The organism is Shewanella sedimentimangrovi (assembly GCF_017354965.1).
GTDB classification, from domain to species: Bacteria; Pseudomonadota; Gammaproteobacteria; order Enterobacterales; family Shewanellaceae; genus Shewanella; species Shewanella cyperi.
This window is the reverse complement of record NZ_CP071502.1, coordinates 2206641-2232736: the sequence shown is the minus strand read 5'-3', so window position 1 is coordinate 2232736 and position 26096 is coordinate 2206641. Positions and strand designations below refer to the sequence as shown.

At 55.2% G+C, this 26096-nt stretch carries 17 protein-coding genes; 6 read left to right on the top strand and 11 right to left on the bottom strand.

The features are described from left to right. Positions 1 to 242: 242 nt before the first annotated feature. Entirely contained in the window at positions 243 to 1628 is a 1386-nt protein-coding gene (locus JYB85_RS09665; RefSeq protein WP_207379151.1) for a GGDEF domain-containing protein, read from the top strand. 279 nt (positions 1629 to 1907) lie between these two features. Here the strand turns inward: JYB85_RS09665 and crr are convergent, their stop codons facing one another. From crr to JYB85_RS09640, 5 genes are all read right to left on the bottom strand, one after another. Beyond that, the gene (gene crr / locus JYB85_RS09660; protein ID WP_207379150.1) at positions 1908 to 2417 is read right to left on the bottom strand and encodes a PTS glucose transporter subunit IIA; all 510 of its coding nucleotides are present in this window, start codon (positions 2415 to 2417) and stop codon (positions 1908 to 1910) included. Positions 2418 to 2485: 68 nt separating this feature from the next. Then, positions 2486 to 4189 (bottom strand): phosphoenolpyruvate--protein phosphotransferase, encoded by a 1704-nt coding sequence (gene ptsP / locus JYB85_RS09655; protein WP_207379149.1) that lies wholly within the window; start codon positions 4187 to 4189, stop codon positions 2486 to 2488. A 12-nt stretch (positions 4190 to 4201) separates the two neighbouring features. Beyond that, positions 4202 to 4459, bottom strand: coding sequence for an HPr family phosphocarrier protein (locus JYB85_RS09650; protein WP_207319862.1), 258 nt, complete (start codon positions 4457 to 4459; stop codon positions 4202 to 4204). Between the two features lie 71 nt (positions 4460 to 4530). After that, complete coding sequence (locus JYB85_RS09645) at positions 4531 to 4929, bottom strand: ACT domain-containing protein (RefSeq protein WP_207379148.1); 399 nt, start codon at positions 4927 to 4929, stop codon at positions 4531 to 4533. A gap of 102 nt (positions 4930 to 5031) precedes the next feature. Beyond that, entirely contained in the window at positions 5032 to 6669 is a 1638-nt protein-coding gene (locus tag JYB85_RS09640; RefSeq protein ID WP_207379147.1) for a methyl-accepting chemotaxis protein, read from the bottom strand. A 338-nt stretch (positions 6670 to 7007) separates the two neighbouring features. Between JYB85_RS09640 and JYB85_RS09635 the strand changes: the two genes are divergently transcribed. Further along, entirely contained in the window at positions 7008 to 7700 is a 693-nt protein-coding gene (locus tag JYB85_RS09635) for a DUF3334 family protein (RefSeq protein ID WP_207319859.1), read from the top strand. 99 nt (positions 7701 to 7799) lie between these two features. Beyond that, the gene (locus JYB85_RS09630) at positions 7800 to 8831 is read left to right on the top strand and encodes a LacI family DNA-binding transcriptional regulator (RefSeq protein ID WP_207379146.1); all 1032 of its coding nucleotides are present in this window, start codon (positions 7800 to 7802) and stop codon (positions 8829 to 8831) included. An 88-nt stretch (positions 8832 to 8919) separates the two neighbouring features. On the opposite strand, the gene JYB85_RS09625 is transcribed toward JYB85_RS09630, so the two are convergent. Both JYB85_RS09625 and JYB85_RS09620 read right to left on the bottom strand, forming a co-directional pair. Then, positions 8920 to 11355 (bottom strand): glucan 1,4-alpha-glucosidase, encoded by a 2436-nt coding sequence (locus JYB85_RS09625; protein WP_207379145.1) that lies wholly within the window; start codon positions 11353 to 11355, stop codon positions 8920 to 8922. A 14-nt stretch (positions 11356 to 11369) separates the two neighbouring features. Then, positions 11370 to 12923: an MFS transporter gene (locus JYB85_RS09620; RefSeq protein ID WP_207379144.1), complete on the bottom strand. Its 1554-nt coding sequence runs from the start codon at positions 12921 to 12923 to the stop codon at positions 11370 to 11372. A gap of 495 nt (positions 12924 to 13418) precedes the next feature. Here JYB85_RS09620 and JYB85_RS09615 point away from each other — a divergent pair, with 495 nt between their 5' ends. The 3 genes from JYB85_RS09615 to JYB85_RS09605 all read left to right on the top strand — a co-directional run bounded on the left by JYB85_RS09615 (position 13419) and on the right by JYB85_RS09605 (position 20349). After that, a complete protein-coding gene (locus JYB85_RS09615; RefSeq protein WP_207379143.1) occupies positions 13419 to 14039 on the top strand; it encodes an FMN-binding negative transcriptional regulator in 621 nt (206 codons plus the stop codon). Positions 14040 to 14425: 386 nt separating this feature from the next. Further along, positions 14426 to 19132: a PAS domain S-box protein gene (locus tag JYB85_RS09610; protein WP_207379142.1), complete on the top strand. Its 4707-nt coding sequence runs from the start codon at positions 14426 to 14428 to the stop codon at positions 19130 to 19132. A 59-nt stretch (positions 19133 to 19191) separates the two neighbouring features. Continuing rightward, positions 19192 to 20349 (top strand): response regulator, encoded by a 1158-nt coding sequence (locus JYB85_RS09605; protein ID WP_207379141.1) that lies wholly within the window; start codon positions 19192 to 19194, stop codon positions 20347 to 20349. A gap of 17 nt (positions 20350 to 20366) precedes the next feature. Here JYB85_RS09605 and gloA2 read toward each other — a convergent pair whose 3' ends face one another. From gloA2 to JYB85_RS09585, 4 genes are all read right to left on the bottom strand, one after another. After that, positions 20367 to 20762, bottom strand: coding sequence for an SMU1112c/YaeR family gloxylase I-like metalloprotein (gene gloA2, locus JYB85_RS09600; RefSeq protein WP_207379140.1), 396 nt, complete (start codon positions 20760 to 20762; stop codon positions 20367 to 20369). A 15-nt stretch (positions 20763 to 20777) separates the two neighbouring features. Further along, entirely contained in the window at positions 20778 to 22598 is a 1821-nt protein-coding gene (locus JYB85_RS09595) for an alpha-amylase family protein (protein ID WP_407695890.1), read from the bottom strand. Positions 22599 to 22693: 95 nt separating this feature from the next. Then, on the bottom strand, positions 22694 to 24562 hold the full coding sequence (locus JYB85_RS09590; protein WP_207379138.1) for a glycoside hydrolase family 13 protein: 1869 nt from the start codon (positions 24560 to 24562) through the stop codon (positions 22694 to 22696). Then, positions 24559 to 26052, bottom strand: coding sequence for a tryptophan halogenase family protein (locus JYB85_RS09585; RefSeq protein ID WP_207379137.1), 1494 nt, complete (start codon positions 26050 to 26052; stop codon positions 24559 to 24561). The genes JYB85_RS09590 and JYB85_RS09585 overlap by 4 nt, the downstream gene beginning before the upstream one ends. Positions 26053 to 26096 lie beyond the last annotated feature (44 nt).

Genomic DNA, 26096 nt, shown 5'->3' with positions numbered 1-26096 from the left:
CTTTATTTGGACTACAGCATTTGCCTTTTGCTTCATGGGCGAGCAATGGCTCCGCAGAGTCTTAGTCATGGCTTTCTATTGAGGGGCTACAGAGGGACTTGAATGGAAGCTCGATAACTTAGTGCCTGGATTGCTAACTCTATGTCGTCAAACAAGATTGCCGCCGATGTGAATTAATCGTGTATGATAGGGTTCATCCAATGTCCGGCTTAACACCAATAAAGAGACGGAGTTAATCCAATATGTTACAGACAGCAATCGAAGAAAAAACTTGGATACTCGTGAAATATGCTCATGCACTTGTCCGTCCTCTCAGTATTGTGTGTATCTTGTTTGGTTTTACGGCAATTGCCGGCTATTTTGGGTCTGTCGAGGCGTTTTACAGGCCGATTACTAATGGACCAGCAACTAATCCATTGACAGCAATCTGCATGATTTTTATAGGCTTTGGACTCAGGGGTGATTATAACAAACCGCGCGTTCTGTTGTTGCAGAGAGCTTTGGCATTGATGGTGATTATCATCACATCTACCCGATTCTTCGATGTCTTGTTCAATGCCGATGTTTCCGAATCGATAACACCTTTTCAGCGCCAAGTGGCACTTGACCTGCAAATGGGCAAAAGCAATAACATGGGGATCAATTCCGCCATCATGTTTTTTTGCATTGCACTGAGCTTACAGTTATATGGTTTTAAGCGATTCATAGCCTCGCAATTTGTCGCTTTCATCGCGCTGGCCATACCTACAATCTCCTTTACGGGTTATGCCTATGGGATTGACCAATTTTACGGTCAAATGTCGATGCTGACGGCTTCCACAGGATTTGCGCTCGCAGTAGCCGCCTTGGTGATGACGGCCAATTTCGGCGCCGTGAAGGCCATTTTGAGTCCGTATGTCGGAGGCAAAATAGCCAGGTTACAAACCATAGCCGGCTACGCAATCCCAACTCTACTCGGCTATCTGCTGATTAAATCGCTCAATTCAAACGATGGGAATTTGTTCGGTGTTTTCGTCGTGACCATTTGCTGGTTCATTATCTTAATGGTTAGCATGTCGGCCATCTTCCAGGAAAAAATCGATCATGAGCGTCGTATAGGTGAATTTTTACTCACCCAGGCAGCCATGAATGATCAATTGACAGGGCTAGCGAACCGCCGAAAGTTTCTTGAGTTTGGACAAGAAGAACTGTGTCGTGTCCAACGTAACGGCGGCCTGTTCTGGCTGTTGATCCTGGATGTAGATTATTTCAAGAAGATCAACGATACCGCCGGGCATGATATGGGGGATCGGATACTGGTCAAATTTGGGGAAACCCTAAGAAATTCTGTCCGCACTGTCGACCTGGTCAGTCGAATTGGCGGTGAGGAATTTGCCATTGTACTGGTTGATACCAGCCGCCGGGGAGCCGAAAGGGTCGCTGACAACATACGTTCAAATATCGCAAACATTTACGTTGAGGGTTGGACGGATATACATGGACCTATTACGGTCTCGATTGGCTGTACGGCAAATGACGGCAGCCAGACGCTGGAGGAAAGCCTGAAAGCTGCAGATCAAGCACTCTACCAAGCAAAACAGAGTGGCCGTGATCGGGTCTGTTTTGCAGATGACAGCGAATGCCAATGATGCAAAAAATGAGAGAGTAGAAATAGCCAGATCAGCGGCGACACTTATTTTGCCAACCCGTACCCTTCTTGGCTGCGTGGTTGCATGAAGTTCCCCATGGTTTGCTACGCTGATTTTTCGCCGACGGAATGATAATAGGGGCTGTCGCACAAAGACTTAGGGCGGGGCGGGCTTTTGATTAACTCGCCCCAGAAATTCCTTAAACTCCATGCGCCTGCATGAGTGTTTTACGGGATAGTGTGTGCATATACTTCTGAAATCAAAGACATAAGATGCGGCTTATAGCTGCACTGTGAAGATCACGTCCTTGCCGGCAACGACCTTGCCCTGGGCCTTTTCCAGATACTTGATGTCTTCCATATTGGCCAGCACCACAGGGGTCAGCAGGCTGTCGGCATGCTCACGCAGGTAGTCAAGGTCGAAAGACAGTATGGGATCGCCGGCTCTGACCTGCTGGCCTTCCTCCGCCAGACGGGTAAAGCCATTGCCCCTGAGTTCCACGGTGCCGACGCCAAAATGGACAAACAGCTCAAGGCCCTGGGGGGATTCTATGCTGAAGGCGTGGTTGGTTTCGAAAATCTTGCCTATGGTGCCGTCGATGGGGGCGAGGATCTGCTCGCCCTGGGGCAGGATGGCAATGCCGTCACCGACTATCTTCTCGGCAAACACCACATCGGGCACCTTTTCTATGGGAAAAATTTCGCCCGAGACGGGGGCCAGTATGGCTATGCCACCTTCAAGGTTTGGCTGGCCGGAAATGAGGCGCCGGATGCGGCTGAAAAATCCCATGTATGTGCCCCTTAGTTGTTATTGGCTTTGCTTGTGAGTATGAGGTTTATCATACTGAATTAGTAGTGCTATTTGTAATTTGTTATGCATTGGTTGAGCTGCTCCAGACGGTCGGCCATCAGGGCCTGGCCCGCCAGCAGCAGGCAGCGCTGGTAATCAGCCTCACAGATGGCCGCTTTGACCTCCAGCGCCATGCCGGTGTTGACGCTGAGTTCGTCAAGGCCAAGGCCAATCAGCAATGGCACCAGACGCGGATCGCTGCCCAATTCGCCGCACAGGGAGACCCGCACATTCTGGGCCCGGGCGCTTTGCAATATCATGCTGATAAGTCGCAAAATCGCCGGCGATAAGGTGGGGTAATCCCGGGTCAGTTGCGGGTTGGCGCGATCGGCGGCCATGGCGTACTGGGTCAGGTCGTTGGTGCCTATGCTGACAAAATCCAGCATGGGCAACATGGAGGGCAGGTTCATCACCGCCGCCGGGGTTTCTATCACTATGCCGAGACTCAGCTCGCCGAAACCGCGTTCCTCCTCGATAAGCTCCTGTTTGCACTCCTCCAGCAGGGCAAAGACCCGATCCAGTTCTTCCACCTGATTGACCATGGGAAACATCAGCCGGATATGGCCGTGGTTGGCGGCCCGCAGTACCGCCCTAAGCTGGGTTTTGAGCATCTCGGGGTGGGCCAGACTGTAGCGCAGTCCCCGCAGGCCCAAAGCAGGATTGTCTTCGCTGGTGAGCGGCAGGCAGGGCAGTTCCTTGTCGGCACCTATGTCCATGGTGCGTATGGTGAACACCTGGCCTTCAAGGGCGTGGAGGGCATCGCAATACAGGCGGTACTGGCTGCGCTCATCGGGCAGCTCGCTGCAATGCATCAACATGAATTCGGTGCGGAACAAACCAATGCCATCGACCCCGGTTTTCGCCAGATGGGTAATGTCGTTGAGATTGCCGACGTTGGCCAGCAGGCTGACCTCGTGGCCATCTTTGGTCATGGCGGCCCGCTCGCGGTATTTCTCCAACCTGACACGGCGCTCGGCCTCAATCTTGGCACGGGCGTTGAGCTGCTCCAGCAGCTCGGCATCCGGTTGATGGTGCAGACAACCCTGTTCGGCATCGAGCACCAGGGCATCGCCGTTGGCAATGTTCAGGCTGTCGAAGTTGCAGGAGAGCAGGGCCGGCAGACCGGCGGCACGGGCCAAAATGGCGGTATGACTGGTATATCCGCCGCTTTTGAGCACCAGACCACTGATATTGTCCAGCGGCAGTACGGCGAATTCGGCGGGGGTCAGATCCGGCGCCAGTATGATGGTAGGGCGGGTAAGCTTGCCCGGCTCCAGTGCCGCCTTGCCATCCACTGCGGCAATAAGGCGGCGCCCCAGGCAGCGTACATCCTGGGCCCGGTGGGCCAGGTAGGGATCGTCCATGGCCTCCAGCTCGCTCGCCTGGTGGGCAAACACCCGCTCTATGGCCACTGCGGCGGAAAATTGCAGTCCACGGATGGAGTTGCGGATCTGTCCGGCCATTTCGGGGTCTTCCAGCAACAGCAGATCGGCTTCAATCAATTGATAATTGTCGCTGTGCTCGTCGAGTCCCTGCAGGCTGTCTGCCAATTGCTGGGCCAGGCGTTTAAGCCCGGCATCAAAGCGATTCAGTTGCTGGGGAATGCGGCTGAGCGGCAGCAACCGGTAATCCAGATTACGCTGCTCTGTGGCCAGGTGCAGGGCTTCGCCGAAGCTGATGCCCGATGATACCGCGATACCCTTAACGTCCATGGCCTATTCCCGTCAGCTTAAGGTGATGAGCAGTTCGGCCACTTCCTCGACCGCCCGCTCGGCCTCATCGCCCTGGGCAAAAACCCGCACGCTGACGCCATTGTAAAGACCCAGGGTCTGCAGCTTGAACAGGCTTTTGGCGCTGGCCTGTTTGCCATTGCATTCCACTATTACATCGCAATCAAAAGACTTGGCCGCCTTGACCAGCAGGGCGGCAGGCCGGGTGTGTATGCCATGTTTGGCTGTGATGGTGACTGTTTTTTCGTACATAGTAATTCTGGCTAGCCAAATAGGATGCGCTTATTGTCTGCAAGGTGACACTGTACTGCAAGTTCAGGGTGTCATTCGGTTTGTGCCGGATACTCGATTATCTGGTAGCCGCTGCGTTTAAGGGCGCCTATGGCCTGCTTGAGCTTGTCGCGTTTGACCAGAATATAGTCGGTATCAAAGGTGGAGATGGCAAAGATACTGATGCTGGCGTCGGCCAGGGTGCCGGACACCCGTGACAGTATGCCGGTCATGGAAAAGCCCAGCGGCCCCAAAATTTCGAAACAGCGCCAGTCTGTTTCGGTTTCCAGGCTGTCCAATTCCAGTTCCGCAGGGACCACCACGGACAATTCTTCGCGGGTCTTACCGATAAAAAACATCGGCTGGCTGAACACGGCGGCCGGCAATGGGGTCTCCGGGCTGAAGCTGTGAATGCTGTAGAGCTGCGGATGCACCGCCAAAGTCATGCGCACCTGAAATCCCTCTTGGAATGACCCGAGAACAGTCGTTGTTTGGACTAGGTTAACATAAATGTTACCAATAAAAAGAGGGACTTTAGTGTCCCTCCGGCTGGTTTAAATTTTAAACTGACCCAGGCAACTCGACATCTGGGTACTTATTTGTTGCAGGTGTTCTGCGGCCTTGGCATTGCCGTCGTTACCCGCCGCCAGCACCTCCATCAGCTCGGAAATATTGCTGATGTTGCGATTGATTTCCTCGGTCACCAGGCTTTGCTCTTCGGTGGCACTGGCCAACTGGGTATTCATGCCATTGATATGATCGATAAGGCTCAAAATGGCATTAAGCGCGTCGCCGGCCTGTTCGGCCTGGGCCTGCAGTTCCACAGACTGTGCCTGGTTGTCGGCGTTCGATTGCATCACTGAGGTGATGCCCGATTGAATATCACTGATGATGGCCTGGATTTCATTGGTGGAGTCCTGGGTGCGGTTGGCCAGGGCGCGCACTTCATCGGCGACCACGGCAAAGCCGCGGCCATGGCTGCCTGCGCGGGCGGCTTCAATGGCCGCGTTGAGTGCCAACAGGTTGGTTTGGTCCGCAATGGCGCGGATCACATCCACTATGCTGCCCACCTTGGCCGAAGCGGCACCCAGTTGTTCCGTGGTGACTTCGGCGGCCTTGAGATCGGCCACCAGGGTTTGGGTCTGGGTTACCGTATTGCCCATCAGGGTTTGGGTTTTCTGGGCCTGCTGCTGCACACTGGTGGCGGCATCGGCAGCCTGCTGGGTGTTACCGGCCATTTCGTGGCTGGTGGCCAGCATCTGGTTGATGGCGGTGGCCACGCTGGCGGTTTCCCGGTGAATATGTTCGCTGCTCTGGCCCGATTCCTCCACGGCCACCATCAATTGGCGGGCGTCCTGGTCAAGCTCGCGTCCCAGTGGTTGCATCTGCTCTACCAGTGCGGCAATTTTGGCCACGAACAGGTTGAACGCCCGTGCCAGCTCACTGATTTCGTCACGGCCATGGGTATCAAGCCGGGCCCTGAGATCTCCTTCTCCCTGGGCTATGTCTTCCATGGCGAGGATGGCGTCCTTCAAAGGTGCTGTGATGGAGATGTTCAGCATCACAAACATGGCCAGCAGCGGAATGGAAATGCCCAGCATGATCAGAAAGTAATGCCATATTGCCGTTTCCATCACGCTGTGGATGTCTTCGATATAGGCACCTGTGATTAAGGTCCAGCCCCAGGGGACAAACTGACGAGACTCGGTGAGCTTGTCTTCCGCACGTCCCGTAGCCGGGTTGGCAATTTCGTAGGTGCGCATGCCTTTTTCTTTGGCCCTGGCCTGCTGTACCAGATCGGCCACCGGATTGTCACCGTCTGCGAGGCGGAATTCCCGGATGGAACGCCCAAGCCACTGCTGGCCGGCACCGTGGGCAATGATGTTATCGTCTGGGCCCACCACAATGAAGTAGCCGCCATTGCCGTAATGGCTGTCACCCAGAATTTCCAGTACCGCATCCTTGGCCTGTTGCTCGCTCAGGACGCCTTCTGTTACCCGGTCTTCAAATCCCTTGGCGATGGACAAGACTGTATCCAGCTGACCGTCATTTTGCAGCCACTTCTGGGCTTCCAGATTGTTGTATTGCTCACGGATGGATAGGCCGCCGAACACCAGGGTGCCCAGGGCGGCGAGCAGCAACATCAGTATGAGGCGTTGCAGGACGGACAGTTTTCTCAGCAGTGCAATCATTATCACAAACCCTATGTGTTCACCGGCCAGGAAGGCCAATAAGACCCGGCATTCCTTGCCTTAATCAGTCGTTGCTGTTTTATGGATAAATATAGTGGAGATAAGCGGCGCCCGAAGGGCTCTTGGCCCCATGTATGGTCCCGGCGCCCGCCGGGGTCATGATAACCCTGATTTCACAGAAAGCTGTGAGCTGGATCACGGCCTGCAGCCAAAAAATCAATTGCTTAGCGCCTATCCCTTGCCGGTTGGCGAATAAATGGACTAATTGGTTGTTTTGGCTTTGATTTTAAATTCGATTGCGCGCACTATTAAGTATTATTTTTCTAAGGGTTTACGCCATGAATACGCCTCCGTCTATTGTGACCTCGGACGACATACTGCTGAAGTTGTGCCACTCGGTTTCCCACGTGCTGAGCAGTACCAGCGCCAGCAGGGTGACGCACGCAGCCATGGTGCAGAACATCAGTCGTACCAGGCTTAAGCCGGATCTCGGCTGTTTTTCCATTTTTGACGGCGGTTTCTCCGGCCTGGTGGTGATCAACTTTTCCGCCGCGGCGGCGGTGGAAATTTACCGCCGTTACATGATTAATATGGGCATGCCGGAAAGCGAATTGGCCGTGGCGCACACCTCTGATGAGGTAGGTAACGTGATGGGCGAACTGATGAACCAGATCCTGGGGGATTTCATCGGCAAGGTGTCCAAAGAATTGCAAACCTCCATCAGCCAAAGCCAGCCCAAGATGTTGACCATCAATAAGGAAATTACCATTTCCATTGATGCCAATCTCGATGAACCCGTGACCCGCAGGGTCTCTTTCCGTACCGAAAGCAATCACATCTTCTATCTTGAATTCGCCATGGACAGTACCGAATTTATCAAACTGGATGAATTTGAACTGGATGAAGAGTTTGATCCCGACCGCTTGCTGGAACAGCACGGCGGCAGCCAGAGTTCTCCCTGGTCGCAGATGGCGAGCAAGGGCGTGGTGGTAGGGGATGCCGACGATCTGCTTGATGAACTCGGGATCTGATCCTGGCTGGAAAAGCGATAAGATAAGTGTGTGACCGGCGGGAATGGCTTCCGCCGGGTGTCCTTTGTTGAGTGAATGTGTTGAGTGTGAGTCTTGCCTATGGCTGCCAAAGCAACTTCCATTGATATTGCCTATCGTGCCGGAGTATCCCAGTCCACCGTATCGCGGGCACTGCGCAACAGCCCCTTGGTGAGCCCAGAAACCCGGGAGCGCATCAAGGCCATAGCCAGGGAACTGAATTACAAGGTGGACAAGAATGCCAGCAACCTGCGCACCCAGAACAGCCATACCCTGGCGCTGCTGCTCTGTGAAGATCCCACCAATGATGATTCGCTGATCAATCCCTTTTTCCTGTCGATGTTGGGGTCCATTACCCGCGCCACAGCCCGCCAGGGCTATGATCTGCTGGTGTCTTTCCAGCAGCTGTCCGAAGATTGGCATGCCGATTATGAGGACAGCAACAAGGCCGACGGCATTATTTTGCTGGGTTACGGCGACTACATGGACTACGAGCAGAAGTTGGAAAAACTGCTGGCCCAGAACACCCATTTTGTTATCTGGGGCGCCGAGCACAACAACAAGTCGGTGCTGTCCATAGGCTGCGACAATGTTCAGGGCGGGGTGATAGCTACAGAGCACCTGATTGGACTTGGGCGCAAGGAGTTTGCCTTTCTCGGTGGTGCCTCCAGCCACTGCCCGGAGTTCAGGGACAGGTATCTGGGACATTGCAAGGCGCTGAAGGCCGCGGGTCTGGTGGTGGACAAACGCCGCCAGATAGATGCCATCAGCACCGAAGCCTCAGGTTACGAAGCGGCCCAGCAATTACTGAAAAAAGGCATGGTGTTCGATGCCCTGTTTGCCGCCAGTGACCTGATTGCCATTGGCGCCATCCGGGCCCTGAAAGAGCAGGGGATAGCGGTCCCTGAAGACGTGGCCGTGGTGGGCTATGATGATATTCCCGTGGCCAGCTTTGCCAATCCGCCGCTGACCACGGTTAAACAAAATACCCAGTTGGCGGGTGAAATTCTGGTGGAGAGTCTGTTGAAGTTGATCCTTGGCAAGGAGGTATCGACGCAACTTATCCCCACCAGCCTGGTGGTACGCCGCTCCTGCGGAGCAGGCGAAGTCTGAACCGGAACAAAACCCTGCTAAACCTCTGACATCAATAGTCAGCAATAAAAAAGCCAGTCAGTGACTGGCTTTTTGCATTCTATGACGGTCAGGGCTGCTGCGGATACTTATCCCAGACGGCACCATCTGTGATGGAGCGCACCAGCTTGACGTACTCGGCATGGGTCCAGGCCAGCGGCGTGGCGGAGTTGGTTCCCTGTCCGGTTTTATACTGGAAGCGGGTGCTGTTGCCAACGCCGTCCCATACCTGCTCGGGCAACATCAGCCCTTCGTTGGCGAAGCTTTCCATGCCCTGCACATAGGTCGACACCAGGGCCGCCCTGTCTTGGGCGCTGAGCTGTGCCTGCTCGGTCAGAGCCGCCAGCTCAAAGTGGCCCCGCTCGCCGGTGAAGAAGGGCCACACCCGGCCACGCTGATTGGCACTGTTGCTGCCGGATTCGGCGTAGTTGGCTCCGCTTTGGGTATCTTCGCCGTAACCGTCATTACCGTAACGGCGGAAACCCGGGAAGCTGCTGCCGTCTTTGGCGGTGAATTCGTACCTGATCCGCAAGTTATCTTCCAGGGTGTTGGAGTCCACAAGGGCGAGGGTGTTGTTGACCACGGGATCGGACGCAGGAGTTACCCCGTAACGCACCAGCTCCAGAAAGCCGCCATCAAGGATCTGACGTTGATCCAATCCCGGACGGCCATTGTTGTCAGCGAGCTTGTCGGCCGCATCGGGTTGGCCGTTGGGGCTCAGACGCACGTAATAAGGCTTGTCGGACAGGGTGCCCTTACGGGTGACCATGGTGTGTTCCAGGTTATCCCGATAGCCTTGGGCGGCCTTGCTGTAGCGCTGTGCCGAGGTCTTGTCACCGGCAAACTCGGCAATGGCCGCCGCGGCATTGAGGCCGGTGATGACCGCCGCCGTGGTAGAAGGTGAGAAGCCGGCTTGCTCTTCCCAGCGTTCCTGCTGGGTCTTGGGTGGTACTATGTTTATGTGGTTCCAGTCAATATTGACCTCACCACCAGTCACCAGGAAATCCGCCGCGCTTTTGAGCATATCGCTGTACCAGGAGCGGATCTCGTCGTCGCTGAGTACGCCTGCCTGCCACAGTTTCCAGCCCAACATGATGGGCATGGCGGTCTGGTCAAGCTGCACCCCTACCCATTCAGTCTGACCATCCACATGGGTCTTTTGCAGGAACCAACCCGGGGTGCCTTGGTAACCTGGCGTGTCGGCGCCGGCCTGAACCTGTTTCAGGTACTCAAAGGCAACCTTGGCGGTGGCGGTGTCTCCCATGGCCATGAACGCCATGGCGCACTGGTAAAAGTCCCGCGGCCACACCGCCTTGTATCCTGTACTCGGCTGTACGGCCGACACTGTATCGCCCCAGGGATTGGACAAAGAGGCGATCAGGGCCCCTGCATGGGTCTTGTCTTCCTGGGCCTTGAGCACCATGGCACTGGCGGTCAGCAATTTGCCGTTATCCGCGGTGTTGGCCACCATGGCGGGCAGACCCTGGAGGCTGGCCAGGTAATCCTGCCAACCGATCGCGGCGCCTTCACCCTTGAAGTTGGCCAGCAGCTGATCGTAGCCCTGTGCCAGGGTCGCTGCGGCCGTGGCGCTGCTGCTTTGCTCGTCATCTGCAAAGCCCAGCACCAGATCCAGGGTCAGGGTCTCGCCCGGCTTGATACTGGGGTATTGGCCTGTCATGGCGACGTTGCCGCCATTTTGGCTGCCATCGGCCGAGGTGGTTTGAAAGCGGTTTTTCAATTCACCGTACTGACGGATTTCGTCGAGACCGTCACTGCTGCCGACAAATCCCACCTGCTGCGCGGCAAAGGGCAGGGAAGACTTCAGGGTCATGACACTGGACTCTTGTGCCGTCTTGCGGGCCATAAAGCCACCGTCCACCACCCGGGCCAGATCCCCGTTGCCGCTGTTGTCTATGTGCGGGTTGGCATAGAGGAAAGGGGTGATCTCTTCAGTCAACGCACTGATGTGGGTACGCATGATGAGACTGTTGCGGTCAGGATCGGTAAAAATATGTTTTTCAATGCGATAGGCACCGTCTTTGTCCAGGTTCACAACCCGGTAAGCCAAAGACTGGGGGCGGCCTTCCGCATCGGTATCGAGATAGCTGATACTGCTGTCGGTATCCTGGCTTTCAAGGTCGGTAAAGCCCTGGCCCTTGATAACAAACTGCAGTTCCTTGAGCTGGGCATTGTGAATAAGGCCATACATGGTTTCGGTCAGGACGCCATTGGCGATGGAAAACCACACCTTGCTGATGGACTTGGGGGCAGCACCGTAGGGTTCATAGCTGGTGCCTATACCCGTCTTGCCGGCGAAAGCCCAGGTAGGGGCTGCGCCCGGGGCACCCGGGGCTACCTTGATGGCTGACTGTTCTGATTGTGTTTGTGTCTGATCAGGTGCCTGTTCGCAGCCACCGAGCGTCAGCGCTGCCGCGACAGCCAGGGACAGCGCGGCCAAAGATGGCCCGAAGAGGGCGCCGTGGCTGACGTTCTTGGTTTGTTTCATCTGTAATAACTCCTTTATTGGCTGACGGACCGGGGCTCTGCATCATCGGTTTTCACAAACCACACACTGATCCCCGCCAGCAGCATCAAGCTGCCACCCGTGACCAGGGCATAGATGGGTTCGCCACCAAAGCCGACTTTCAGGATTAATCCCAGTACGCTGGCGGCCAGCAATTGTGGGATCACGATAAAGAAATTGAATATGCCCATGTAGACCCCCATTTTGCCGGCCGGCAACACGGTTGAGAGCATGGCGTAGGGGATTGACAGTATGGAGGCCCAGGCGAAGCCGACGCCAATCATGGGCAGCCACAGCAGGGCGGGATCCTTGATAAAGAGGAAGCTGATAAGGCCTGCGCCACCGAGCCACAGGTTCATCATATGGGCGCCCTTGTTGCCAAGATAGCGTGCCTGCAGTGGGATCAGCATGGCCGCCAGCGCAGCGAAACCGTTATAGGCGGCAAACAGCACACCGACCCAATCGGCGCCGTCGTTATAGGCCTTGGACAGTACATCCTGGCTGCCAAAGTGATAACCGGTCACCGCCGCCGTGGTATAGATCCACATGGCAAACAGGGCGAACCAGGAAAAGAATTGCACCAGGGCCAGTTGATGCATGGCCTTTGGCATATGGAACAAGTCGTCGACCACGTTGAACACCAGCCCCAGACCGCGGCGCGATTGGTTATTGCCCAGCTTGATGGCACAGTAAAATTGCAACGGACCAAAGGCGAAAATGCCGATACCCAGGATATAAAGTTGCTTATCGAGATTGCCCAGATAGATGGCGCCGGTAAGCAGGGCGCCCAGCACCATCCAGATAACACCGGCCAGTTGATAGTCCTTGTGGGTGCGATGACGCTCCAAAGTCCCGGTACTGCCCTGGGGATGATCGCCGGCTTCAAAGGCCTTCAATTGCGCGGGAGAATATTCCGGGGTGCTGATGACGGTCCACAGTACCGCCAATAACAGCACTGCACCACCGAAGTAGAAGGCATAACGCACCGAATCGGCAATTTCACCTTCAGGAGCCGTATTGCTGATCCCGAAGAACTGGGTCAGCAGGTAGGGTAATGCCGATGCGACCACAGCTCCGACGCCGATGAAAAAGCTTTGCATGGCGTAGCCAAGGGTACGCTGCTGCTTGGGCAGATTGTCTCCCACAAAGGCACGGAAGGGCTCCATGGCGATGTTGATGGAAGCATCCATGATCCACAGCATGCCCGCAGCCACCCACAGGTAGGGCGAGTGCGGCATAACAAAAATGGCCAGAGTAGTGCATATGGCGCCAATCAGAAAATAGGGGCGGCGGCGGCCGAAGCGATTCCAGGTGTGATCGCTCAGGTAGCCGATAATGGGTTGCACCAGTAAGCCGGTGAGTGGCGCGGCAATCCAGAGTATGGGTATCTCATCAATGGAGGCACCCAGGGTTTGGAAGATGCGGCTGACGTTGGCGTTCTGCAGCGCAAAGCCAAATTGGATGCCGAGAAAGCCGAAACACATGTTGAAAATCTGCCAGAAGGACAGTGCGGGTCTGGTTTGCATCAGTGGGGAGCTGAATTTGGTCATAAGGCTTCCTGTTTATGGCGCTGTGCGCCTTATAGTTATCTGCTTAAGGCCGGCTTAAACGCATGGCCGGCTGAAACACTCGGCGGGGGCCTTCACCCGTCGGTGCCCGATTTCCGGAAAGGGTGATGGAAAAAATAGGCGGCTACCGTCTCCCTCAGACATTCGCCGCCAAACACCTTGAATTCCTTTGCCGGACCTATGCGGCAAGGGAAGGTACTCCAAACCCATCAAAGGTAGCCTGCGCCACCTGTGATGGAAACGACCCCACCTCGGACCGAGGTTGAAAATCAGCGGATTGATAGTACCCCCGCCTAAGTTTGACGGACAACTGCATACATACGTATTCATGGGTGCCATGCAACCTGGCGCTAACATCGCGGCCGGCATTGCAATGGGCTATGAAATTGTAAATATTTCTATTAAACAGGCAATTGCGTAGATTGCAATGGGTGAGCATGTTAGCCTCAGGTTAAAATTTTCAGCAGCGGAGGCAGCATGTATATACCACCGGCCATGGCTATGACAGACGAATCTCAGGTGTTTGATTTTATAGAACGCTATCCTTTTGGCTTGTTGATTTCCAATGGTGAGCAGCTTGTACCTCAGGCAAGTCATCTGCCGTTTTTGTTGGACCGGGAGGCACGGGCGGTACATTGCCATTTGGCCAGGGCCAATGATCATTGGCGTTTGTTGGACGGTCAACAGGTAAGATTGGTGTTCAGTGGTCCACATGCTTATATCAGTCCACTTTGGTACCGGAATCAGCCCTCGGTTCCCACCTGGAATTACAGTGCGGTACATGTGCTGGGGCGGGCTCGCTGTTTACCAACCTCAGAGAGCATCCCATTATTGATGCGTATGTGCGAGCGGTTTGATCCTGAACTCACTGGCCGGACTGAGGTGTTGGCGCCAGAATATGTGGAACGCCTGTCCAAAGCCATTGTGGCCGTGACCATCGAGATAGAATCCCTGGAGGCCAAGGTTAAGTATGGCCAACATAAAAAGGCCGCCGATCAGCAGGGTGTTTTTGATGGTCTCAGTTCCAGCAGCAGTGCCGAAGCCCAAGGGTTGGCTGCGGATATGATGCGTCTGGATATAGGTACCGGCAGGGACTGAACTCCCTTTTTTTGCATGGTCCCTTGCATAGACTCCTGCATGCTCTTTTGCATGGTTTAGGGCGCTTCCAGGGCGCCTTGGCCATGACTTGGCCAAGGCCTATGATATTGTCCATTCCCGGTTGTATCAGGGCCGGGTTTTACTTTTCTGTACCTAAGGCTGATTTTTCTCTCAGCCCAACAATTTTTCACTGCATTTCAATCTATTGACTATTCTTAATTCAGATTAGGGGACTATTGCTCCCGTCCATTGGCCATGTTCAAAGGGATTTCCATGGAAATGCTCAAGGATGTACCGCCAGCCAAGTTTTCAACAGTTTCCGCAGTGGCGGTTTGTTCGCCCGGGCAAGGGGTTAACGCACGCTCTGAGCAGCGGAGGCCCATCCGATGAAATGGTTCAGATATCATCTGCTTGCTGCTGCCCTGGTGCTGACTTTTGCCGCCCTTGCGCTGCAATCCTTTTCCATGGTCTTTCGTAACAATCTGCTCCATTCAGAGCAGCAGCATCTGCAGGCCGAGCTGACAGCCACACTGGCGGCCATAGAGCAGCATCTGCATGAGCGTTTGCTGGATGCCAAGGTGCTGCCGCTGACCATGGCGGAGTTGTTTCAGCCGCAATCTTCGGAGGTTTTGACTCAAAGGCTGGACCAATTGGTGCTGCTGAAGGGGGAATACAGCAAGATTTTGCTGCTTGGCGCCGATGGCAGTCTTGTGGCTCAAAACAGTATCGATCCCTTTGGCCGTCCGGTTTATGCCATGAGTATTGAAGCGGATTACCTGGCTGGGCTGGATTGGTTCGAGCAAATGAGCATGGGAAAACGCCTGGAGCCCGGTAACAGAAGCGGCACCCTGGTGGTGGGACCGGAGCAGTTTCTGCTCAATGAAGATCCGCTGCGCTTCGATATGCTGTTTGCGTCGCAGATCCAGGCCTCCGGCGGTGAGCTGCTGGGGTACTGGGTGGGGGTGATGGATTTTGCCCGGATTGAGGCGATACTGACCGACACCCTCAAGGGCATGTCCGCACGGGGGCTGGGCGATTCCCGACTCCTGTTGCTGGACAGCAAAAATAAGCTGCTTGCCGAATTTGCTCAGGATAACAACCGACACTGGCAACTCAATCGTGACTACACCAAGCTGAATCGCACCTGGGAGACCCGATCACAGCAGGATAAAAGCGCCGGTGTGATGTCAATGGGGGCGGCTTGGTTGTCCTTGAACGAGCCTGCGGATGCCCTGCAAGTTGTCGCCAGCCCCATCAATCTGTTCAATGAGCTGAACACAGGCTGGAGCCTGGCACTGGAAGTGCCTGAGACGGCGCTGCTGAGCCGATTCGGTTCCTTTAACCAACCCGGATTCATCGTATTGGCACTCCTGTGCTTGAGTCTGGTCGCCTGGTTGGCATTCCTATATCAGACCGTGCTGTTACCCCTGACCCGGATTGAGGCCAGTTTGCCGTCGCTGGCACGACTGCTGAATCACAATGACAAGCTCAATACCGACGCCTTGCCGCCCTTGATGAGGATCACCGCCTGGCTTGCCCGCGCCATTGATGCCTTGGAGACCCAATCCAGCCAGTGGCAGGAGTTTCAGCGTGAATTACAACTGCTGCGGGCGGTCAGTCACAGCCTGGATGCCTTGCCAAGGGCCGTGCTGCTGATGTCGGTGGAAGATCATGGCCGCATACTGTATGCCAGCAAGTGGCTTGAGGTCCTGACCGGTTACTCGCCCCATGAACTCAAGGGAAAGCCCCTGATGCAGTTGCTGGAGGACGGCAGTAACAGCCGTATCGAAAAACTGCTCAGCAGCGGCATCAGCTATGGCCGCAGTTGCAACGGCATAGTCAAGCAATTGCGCAAGGATGGTCATGGGTTTTACAGCCAACTGTCGGCATTTCCGGTTTGGGATCAGAACGGCGAGGTCAGCCATTATGTGGTGGCGTTGGATGACATTCATGAAGAAACCGACAAGCACGAACCTTTACCCAGTTATGAAACCCACACCCCATCGCCTTATATCCATGGCGATCTGTTCCTGCTGCTTGACCGGGAAGGGGAAATCCTCGATGCCAGTGACGCTTTGGCCCTGTTGCTGGGCTATGAGCACAGTTTGTTACTGCAGCAGGATTTTGCCGAACTCTCGCCCTATTGGGACCTCAGCAGCAACTTCCCCGAGCAGCTCTCCCTGCTGAACCATGAGGGACGGGTGCTCGATTTCAGTCTGTCCGGACAGTTCAGCAACCTCGATGGCCGGGAACTGTGTTGGCTGTGGCTGAGCACAGGGCGTGTTGAGGACTCAGCGTCCGACTCGCCGGTGCGGGAGACGGGATATCGCGCCGCATTTCTGCAGGCTCCGGTGGGTTTTGCCCGTATCGGTATTGATGGCACCTGGCTGGAGGTTAACGACAAATTTTGCGGCATTCTTGGCTGCAGCCGTGAACAAATCACCCTGATGGACAGCAGTTTGGCCATCAACCTGGAACAATTTGAGGATTGCCTCAGGTTCAGCGATCTGATGTTGACCAACGAACTTAAGTTTCATACCGACGAGAAACGCTTCCTGCGCCTGGATGACAACATTGTTTGGCTTAACGTGTCCGTTTGCCTTATCCGCGACAAGAACGGTCAACCGCGATATTTCCTGATGGCCTGCGAAGACATCAGCCAACGCAAGCAGTTTGAACTGGTGCTGACCGAAGCCAAGTTCCAGCGTGAGGAGCTGATTAAGGGGCGGGATCTGGCCTCGGAGGCGGGGGGCATAGGTAACTGGTCCATGGACATTGAGACGGGTGAGCTGCAATGGGACAGCCGCATGTACCAGACCTACGGGCTCGATAATGACGGCCGGCCGCTGACTCATGAGGATTGGAGCAATCAGGTTCATCCGGAGGATATTGAAGAAGCGGAGCTCAGGGTGCGCACCGCCATCGAAGAGCGCAGGGCCTATCACGCCGAATTCAGGGTCATCAATCGCAAAACCGGCAATATTCACTGGATTAAAGCGGCAGGGGACACCATCACTCGCAATGGCGTGGCGGTAAAGCTCTTTGGTATCAACCTTGATGTGACCGATGTGAAGTTGGTGCAACAGACCCTGGAGCGCGAAAGTGCCGAGGCGAACCAGGCGAGCCAGGCCAAGTCGCGGTTCCTGGCGGTAATGAGCCATGAAATCCGTACCCCGATGAATGGGGTCGTCGGCATGATAGATCTGCTGCGGGACACCGGACTCAGTTCAGAGCAGCAGCGCATGGCCAATACCATTCGGGATTCGGCCTTTTCACTGCTGGAAATCATCAACGACATTCTCGACTTTTCCAAGATTGAAGCCGGCAAGATGGAGCTGGAAATTGAACCCACCTCCCTGTTGTCAATTCTGGAGAAAACCGTTGAAGTGCTTTGGTTTAACGCGGCCAGCAAGAACGTGTTCCTGAATATCCTGCCGGATCTGAGTTTGCCGCGAGAGGTACTGCTGGATCCGGTGCGCATCCGCCAGATAGTGCTCAACCTGCTCGGCAACGCCATCAAGTTCTCCCACAACCAGCACCAACAGGGACTGGTGATGTTGCGCACCGAATTTCGGCGCAATCATACCCAGGAACATGAAGTGGTGCTGGAGGTGATAGATAACGGAGTCGGCATGACCCGGGAGCAGATGAACCAGCTGTTTGAACCCTTTACCCAGGCCGATTCCTCCACCACCCGCAAATATGGTGGCACTGGTCTTGGATTGACCATTACCAAATCCTTTATCGATTTGATGGGTGGCAAGATTGAAGTGGAGAGCGAGCCCAACGTTGGCAGCACCTTCAGAATAAGGCTGCCCTGCAGGCCTGCGGATCCCTACGGTGAGTCAGAGCAGGATCTGTATCAGGGGCTTAACCCGGGCCTGATTATTTGTATTGAAAACAAACAATATCTGGTCTCAGTGCTGCACCTGCTTGATCAATTGGAACTGGAATATCGGTGCATCAACCCACGCAACGTCAACGGCAACCTGTTCGATGCCAATTTGCTGGATGATTTCAGTGGCTTGCTGATAAGCGACTATTATCAGGCCTATAAAGCCCACAAGGCGGAACACCCGCGGACACATCTGCCCTATAAGTTGTTGATGATGGATGAGGATTCTATTTCTTCCAAGGGCGAAGAAAGTGAAGGTGTCTGTGTGCTCAGTTGTCATCCGTTGAAACCCTCGGATTTGTTGGCCGGCATGGCCATGCTCAATGGTCAGCCCAATAGCCTGTGGACACCCTTTGCCGGAACCGAGCGGGGCAAAATGGGTCGCAGCGCCTCGGAAACCGACATTGCCAAGGACAGCGAATTCCGCATTCTGGTGGCCGAGGATCATGAGACCAACAGGGAAGTGATCTCGCTGCAGCTGAAAAAAATCGGCTGCCGTTTCGAACTGGCGGAGGACGGTGCCAAAGCCTTGGAATTGTGGAAGACGGGCCGCTTCCGGGTGCTGCTGACCGACTGCCACATGCCCAATATGGATGGCTTTGAACTCACAGCAGAAGTGCGGCGGCTGGAAAAAGAGCAGCAGCTTGAACCCACACTGATCATCGCCATTACCGCCAACGCCATGTCCGGAGAAGCCGAAAACTGCCTGGCGGCGGGAATGGATGACTATCTGGCCAAGCCGGTGGAATTCAAGCTGCTCAAAAGCAAGCTGTTGGCCTGGCATGGCCGCAATAGCCTGAAACAGCGCCAGCAGCAGGTGGTCACGGAACAGGAAACGGTGGAGGACGATAGCCCCATCGACTATCGCAAACTGGCGGAAATCCTGGGTACCGATGATGAAGAAGTGCTGAATTCCATAGTGCAGTATTTCCTCGACGCTTTGGCCAGGGATATAGAACCCCTGTACCAGGCGATGGATGAGGGAGAAGCGGAGGAGATCCGGCGCTTGGCCCATGCGCTCAAGGGGGCCGCCAATTCTTCCGGCGCCAGCCGCTTGGGCCAGATATTCAGTGAATTGGAGCAACAGGCTGCGGCCAAGGATTTGCACCTGGTGCATGAATTCAAGACGCGGATTGAAGAGCAGGTTAGCTTACTGGCGGCCAAGGCCCAACCTCAGGGCGATACCCTGCAAGAATGATAAGGCCGGCCTATGGCCGGATGTGATTCACAGCGCATAGGCAGTGATGGGAGAAAGCGATGAAGGATTCAACGACGACCTTGGTTCTGTTTTTTGATGATCTCGACCTGGTGGAGCCGGTAGAAGCCATAGTGGGCGTTTATTTTGAGCGCGTTATCAAGGTCGATATCCGGGTTGAAAACAAAAAGCTCAGCAGCCTTTGTCAGGCGGCACATAAACGCATGTTGCTGGTCTACTGTTTTCAGGAAGTGTCCCATGCCGAGAGTCTGAAAAATTTTCTGCAGTCCAACGAGCATTTCAATACCCTGAGAACCGTGCCACACGCGTCCATGTTGCTGTGCGAAAAGAACAACAGAAACGATGCCTTCCAGCTGTGCTGTAACGAGACCTTTGACAGCTACGACACCATTCGTCCCGTGTATGACAATCACAAGATCATACTGACACTGTACAAGCTGATAGAGATCATCGAGTTAAAGGCCGAACTCAAGCGTTTTGATCAGGCCGGTCTGGATATGCAGTACGAAATGCAAAATACCGCCAGCCAACTGCAGGGATTGCATGAGTCGGTCAAGGTGGCCAGTAAACAACAGTCTTCCCTGATCACCAATATCATGCAGGATGTGGATGGGATCTTAAGTTCCATTTCCGAAAGTGCCTTTATGAAATCCTTCCGCAAGGTGTTCCATGCCTTGCCCGATGAGGAGATCAACAAGTTTATCCATGAACTGAGAAAGCACTCCATTAATCCCCAACTCAACCGACTCAAGGAAAAGAGTGAGTCTTTGTTCAATGAGTTGTCGACCCAACTGTTGGCGCAAAAGGCTGCCTTGGAGAAAAAGGATAACCTGCGAAAGGCCACCGTGGTGGTGGCGGACGATCAGGACGTGGTACTTAAAATCATCGCCACCATACTGGAGCAGCATGGTTACAAGGTGGAAAAGGCATCGAACGGGGTGGAGGTGCTGCTTAAGGCCAAGGTGCTGAAGCCGGATCTTATCCTGCTGGACATAGACATGCCGATATTGGATGGCATAGAAACCCTCAAGGTATGTAAAAAGACCCCGGTGCTGCAGGACATTCCACTTATCATGCTGACCAGCTATGCCGATGTGGAGCATTTTCAGAATGCGCTGCTGCTCGGGGCCGAAGATTACATTATCAAGCCAACCAATGCCGAAACCCTGTTGAAGAAGATACGCAGCGTGCTCAACTGAGCCGCTGCCCATGTAACTTATCCGGCCTGGTACAGCTCCAGCGGTAAGCCATCGGGATCGGCAAAGAAGCAGAAGCGTCTTCCCGTGACCTCATCGACGCGGACTGCCTCGGTGGCAACGCCCCTGGATTGCAGATAGGCCAGCGCCTTATTCAGATCGCTGACCTCAAATGCCAGATGTCTCAGGCCGCAGGCCTCTGGATAGCTCAACCTGGCCGGCGCTGAAGGGAAGGAAAACAACTCCAGCCGGGCGCCAGAGGGCAGGCTGAGGTCCAGCTTCCAGGAGTGGCGTTCGGCCCTGAAGTGTTCAGCCAGCACCTGCAACCCCAGCACCTGGGTATAAAAGGCCTTCGAGGTCTGATAGTCAGATACGATAAGGGCAACGTGATGAAGGCCCTTCAAGCCAGGCAGCATGGGGTATCTCCTTAATTATTGCGACGCGCCGACTTCCACAGGCAATCTGAAAACCGCTGAGCTGTAGGGCGGAAGCTTGAGTCTGAGTTTTCCCTGCATGAGTTCGGCCTGGATTGGCTGGCCATCTATGTCCGTCAGCAGGGACGACAGTAGCATGCTCTGTTGCCCATGATCTACTGGGATGAACTCCGGGCCAAGCTGCTGCTCCAACGCCAGAGGCTCGGCGCCAAAATGGCTCAAAACCAACAGGCTGTCGGGGCCGGATTGGCGGATAAAGCCAAACAGGCTGTTGCCCGGCAGCGGTAACAGTCGCAGTTCCCCCCGCAATGCAGGCTCACTCAGCGACAGTGTCAGCAGTTGCTGATAGTAGCGTCTGAGGCCGGCAATATCCGCGGGCAAGGCTTCGCCTGTGCGCTTGGCCTGCCGGTAACGCTGCAGGGCGGGGACGCCCACATAGTCGAAGATACTGGTGCGGCTGGGTTTGCCAAACCCCGCATCTTCACTGCCGTCTTCGCCCAATTCCTGGGCAAAATAGACCAGGGTCGGTGCCTGGGTCAGTAAACTGGAGACCACCATGGCCGGCAGGGCCTTGCGGGGATCGCCGGCAAACTCAGGACTGGCAATGCGCTGCTCATCATGGTTTTCCAGAAAGTGCAGCATATGGGGGGCGATGTCGGCTACCGCCTCATGGGCGAGACCGATACTGTCGGTCCCCTGACGGCCCTGAATAACCGCCTTAAGGGTGTCGTACATGCCCACCTTGTCGTAGAGAAAGTCCATCTTGCCAAGGTGCAGATAGTCCCGGTAGCGGGACGGGTCATACACCTCAGCCAGCAGCATGGCGTCGGGCTTGATGCGTTTGATGTCGCTGTTGAGGTAACTCCAGAATTCCACCGGCACCATCTCGGCCATATCGTAGCGGAAACCATCTACGCCTTTGGCCAGCCAGAAGCGGGCAATATCGCGCATCTTGGCCCAGCTTGACGGCAGCTTCTGGGGATCCTGTTGCCGCCAAAAGGCGTCATGCTTGGTTGTATTCCAGGTGGCAGCGTCGGCAGGCAGTGAAGGGAAGTCATGGCTGCCGTCGGGGCGCAATCCATAGTTTATCTTGACCGTTTCATACCAGTCATCGACCCGGGGTTGATGACTGCGACTGCCGTTGCCGGTCCACTTGGCCGGGGACTCGGCAAATTGACCGTCAAAGCCGGGGGCCTTAGCGCCGCCAAGGGGCAGGTCCTTGGGGCCGAAGTCCGGCACCTGGAAATCCGTGCCGGGCACATAGTAAAAATCATTGTGTTTGCTGTAGGCCAGTTGGCTGTTGTCATCGACCCCGAGGCTCTTCACCCCGTCGGGGGCCGTGACCGAGTCATAGCCCCTGGCAACGTGGTTGGGCACTATGTCTATGATGACCTTGAGGCCATGGTTGTGACTGCGCTTTATCAGCGCCTCAAATTCCTGCAGGCGTTTATCGGGATCGCGCGCCAGATCCGGATCCACATTGTAATAATCCCTGATGGCATAGGGGGAGCCGGCGCGGCCCTTGACCACATCCGGATCGTCCATTTCAATACCATAGGTGCTGTAATCCGTCACCGAGGCATGGTGCAGTACTCCGGTATACCAGACATGGGTAACCCCCAGGGCCTTGATGTCCGCCAGTGCCTTGTCGTCAATATCGGCAAATTTGCCAACCCCATTTTCGGCTACCGTGCCCCAGGGTTTGTTCACTTGCTTATCGTTGCCATAGAGGCGGGTAAAAATCTGGTAGATCGCCGCTTTTTCGGGGGCTGCGGCAATAGCCGGCGCAATGAAGCAGCACAAGGCCAAAGCCGTCATTGCCATCTTGCAGTTCGGGCCGCGCTTGGCTTTGCCCTTCGTGTGGGTGTTGTTCATCTTATTCTTTTCCGTCATCACAGTTTTCGGTTCGGGGCTTACCAGCTCAGCAGCGTCACCGGCGCGCTCAGTTGCAATTGCGCGGGCAGATTGAAGCTCTTGCCTTCAAACAGACTGTTAACCCGGCTTCCTGGGGGCAGGTATTGGGCGAAGCGCCCCATATCAATGGCTGTGGTATCCGGGTTTTTATTCAGCAACAGCAGCACATGCTCGGCCGCCTTGCCTTCATTGGCCGGGGCTTCACGGTAGAGCACATAAACGCCATTTTGGGGCACAAAGTGTTTCAGCTGTCCCTCGGCAAGTGCCCGCGATTGTTTACGGAATTGTGCCAGGGTGCGGACAAAGGCCAGTGCCTGCTGTTGCTCTGTGCTCAACCCCTTACCGGTAAAGGCATTGACCCTGTCATCGGCATTGAAACCCGGCATATCCCCCCGCACCAGGCCATCATGGCGCCCTTCAACCGGGCTGGTCAGCAGCACTTCGGTACCATAAAACAACTGTGGGATGCGTTTGACACAAAACACATAGGCCAGCGCCAGTTTGTACTTATCCAGATCTTCACCCAGCACACTGTAGAGTCTGTTGGTATCGTGGTTGCCCTCAAACAGCACCAGGTTATGGGGCGCGGGATAGAGATTATCGTTGACCAATGCCTCATACAGCTCTATCCAGCCCTTGCCCCAATCTTCCTTGGTGTTGATGGCCCTAAGCAGGGTGTCATTGAGGGGGAAGTCCATCAAGGCAGGCAGTTCGGAGACATAGCCGTCGGGATTGATTTTACCTTTTTGCCAGTAGCTGACTATGTTGGGATTGGTGCTCCACTCTTCGCCGACAATATTAAGGCCGGGATATTCCCCTCGCACCTGGGCTGCCCAGCGGGTGAGGAACGCCTTGTCCGAGTAGGACCAGGTATCGGTTCTCAGCCCCGAAAGCCCGGCAAATTCAATCCACCAGATACTGTTTTGAATCAGATAAGTGGCCAGCTGCGGGTTACGCTGGTTGAGATCCGGCATGGAATCAACAAACCAGCCGCTGGCAAAGTCCTGCTGGTCTGCATCGGTGGCGTAGGGGTCCTGCGCTGTGGTTCGCCTGTGACTTGTATATACAGGTTCATCGGCATAGTTAATCCAATCGGGGAAGGGCAGATCCTGCATCCACCAGTGGCCTGAGCCTATGTGGTTGAGCACCACGTCCTTGATCACCCCCATGCCCTTTTGTTCTGCGGCCCGGACCAGTTCCCGGTACTGCTGATTGGTACCAAATCGCTGATCTACGTTATAAAAATCTGTTATTGAATAACCGTGATAGGAATAGGCCTGCTGGCGGTTTTCCATCACAGGATTAATCCACAGCTGAGTGACGCCAAGGTCTGACAGGTAATCCAGATGCTGGGTTATGCCCTTGAGGTCGCCGCCATGACGACCATCCTTGTTGTCCGGATCGGCGGGATCGCCCAGTGCGGCAACATTGTCATTGCTGCTGTCACCGTTGGCAAAACGATCTGGGGTAATGAGATAAATCAGATCGCTGCCATCAAAACTGGCGCGCTCAGCCGAGCCGACCTGGCGCTCCAGCAGGGAATAGCTAAGACGCAGCTCTTTACCGTTCAATGTCAGCACCAGGGTGATGTCTCCCGGGCTGGCCTGATCCAGATCCAGATCTGCGAACAGATAATTGGCACTGCTGCCACTGAATGTTTTTTCAAGTTCGGCCCCATGTGCATTTTCCAGCCGCAGCTCGGCCTGGCCAATGCCCTTGCCGTGCAGCATCAATTCCAGCTTGGGGTTATGCATGCCGGCCCACCAATTACTGGGCTCGATTTTAAGTTCGGCAATATCGGGCGCTGCGATTGCCCCAAGGGACCAGCACAGGGGAAACAGGGTGAAAAGGAGTGGCTTCTTGGTCATCGGGCTAGGCTCCTGAGAAAATCTGTGTGAGAAGGCATGGCAGCGACGGTGGCATCGACCACCTTGCCCATGTCTTTGAGGTACTGGGAGAGATCGGCGGCCGCGGGAGTGTCGGCCATAGGATGATAATGGGCAGGCAACAGCCCCTGACCCAGGAACACCTGCTGCCAGGCCGCTTCACTGAAGAGCTCATCCTGATGACGGAACACCTGGCCACCTTGGGCAAACAGGTCCAGCTTGTGCTTCAGGTGTGCGGGGATTTCCATGGTGGCGCAGTGTTGCCAGAAGGCAGAGCTATGGCCATGACGGCTACGGTTAAGATGGTAATGCAAAATGATAAAGTCACGAATTTGTTCAAATTCGGCCCGGGATTGACGGTTATATTCTTCGCGGCAGGCACCGCCATCCATATCCGTTGGAAACAGCCGGATAAAGCGCACCAGCCCGGAATGGATAAGATGAATGCTGGTGGACTCCAGTGGCTCCAGGAAACCGCTGGCCAGGCCCAATGCCAGGCAGTTTTGTTGCCATTGCTGTTGCCGGCGACCGGTGCGGAATTTGATGAGCCTGGGCTCGGCCAATATGGGGGCATCCAAATTGGCCAATAGGCGCGCCGTGGCTTCATCCTCACTCCAATACTCGCTGCAATAGACCATACCGTTGCCGGTTCTGTGCTGCAGTGGAATGCGCCACTGCCAGCCTGCTTCATGGGCGATGGACCGGGTATAGGGCTGCAGAGGTTCGGTGCGCTGGGTCGGTACCGCAATGGCGCGATCGCAGGGCAGGAAATGGCCCCAATCCTCGAATTCGGTGGCCAGTGTCTTGCCGATAAGCAAGGCGGCAAGGCCGGTGCAATCAATAAAAAAGTCTGCACTGAGTGTTTGACCCGAATCCAACACCACAGAGGCGATGCGGCCATCCTGCTGCATGACCTGGGTGATATGGCCTTCAATCCGGGTGACGCCCTTGTTCTCACTGTACCGGCGCAGCATTTGGGCGTACAGACCGGCGTCAAAATGATAGGCGTGTACCAAAGGTGCCAGGGGGGAGCCCTGCAGCTGGGCGTTGGGCGAGAATCGGTTGGCCTTGGCAGCCTGATAGTTCAGGGAATAACGCCAGAAATCCGTGCTGTCGCCTGTTGCTTGTTGTCTGAGCCACAGCTGGTGGAAGTCGGTGGCGCCGAGGGATTTTCCGATACTGCCAAAGGCATGCATGTAGCGCTCGCCCTCGGCACCCCAGTTTTCAAACTCGATCCCCAGTTTGTAACTGCCCTGGGTCGCGGCAATGAACTCGGCCTCAGAGATCCCAAGCAACTGATTGAAGTGGGTCAGGGGAGGTATACTGGCTTCGCCTACACCTATGGTGCCCACCAAAGGTGACTCCACCAGGGAAATGCTCAGCTTTGGCAGCATGCGACTGAGCAATGCCGCCGCCATCCAACCGGCGCTGCCACCACCGACGATCAGCAGCTTGTGAATGCCATTGTTCATGATCCGGTTCCTTGTAGCTGGTTCTGTTAAAAAAATGCCCCTGT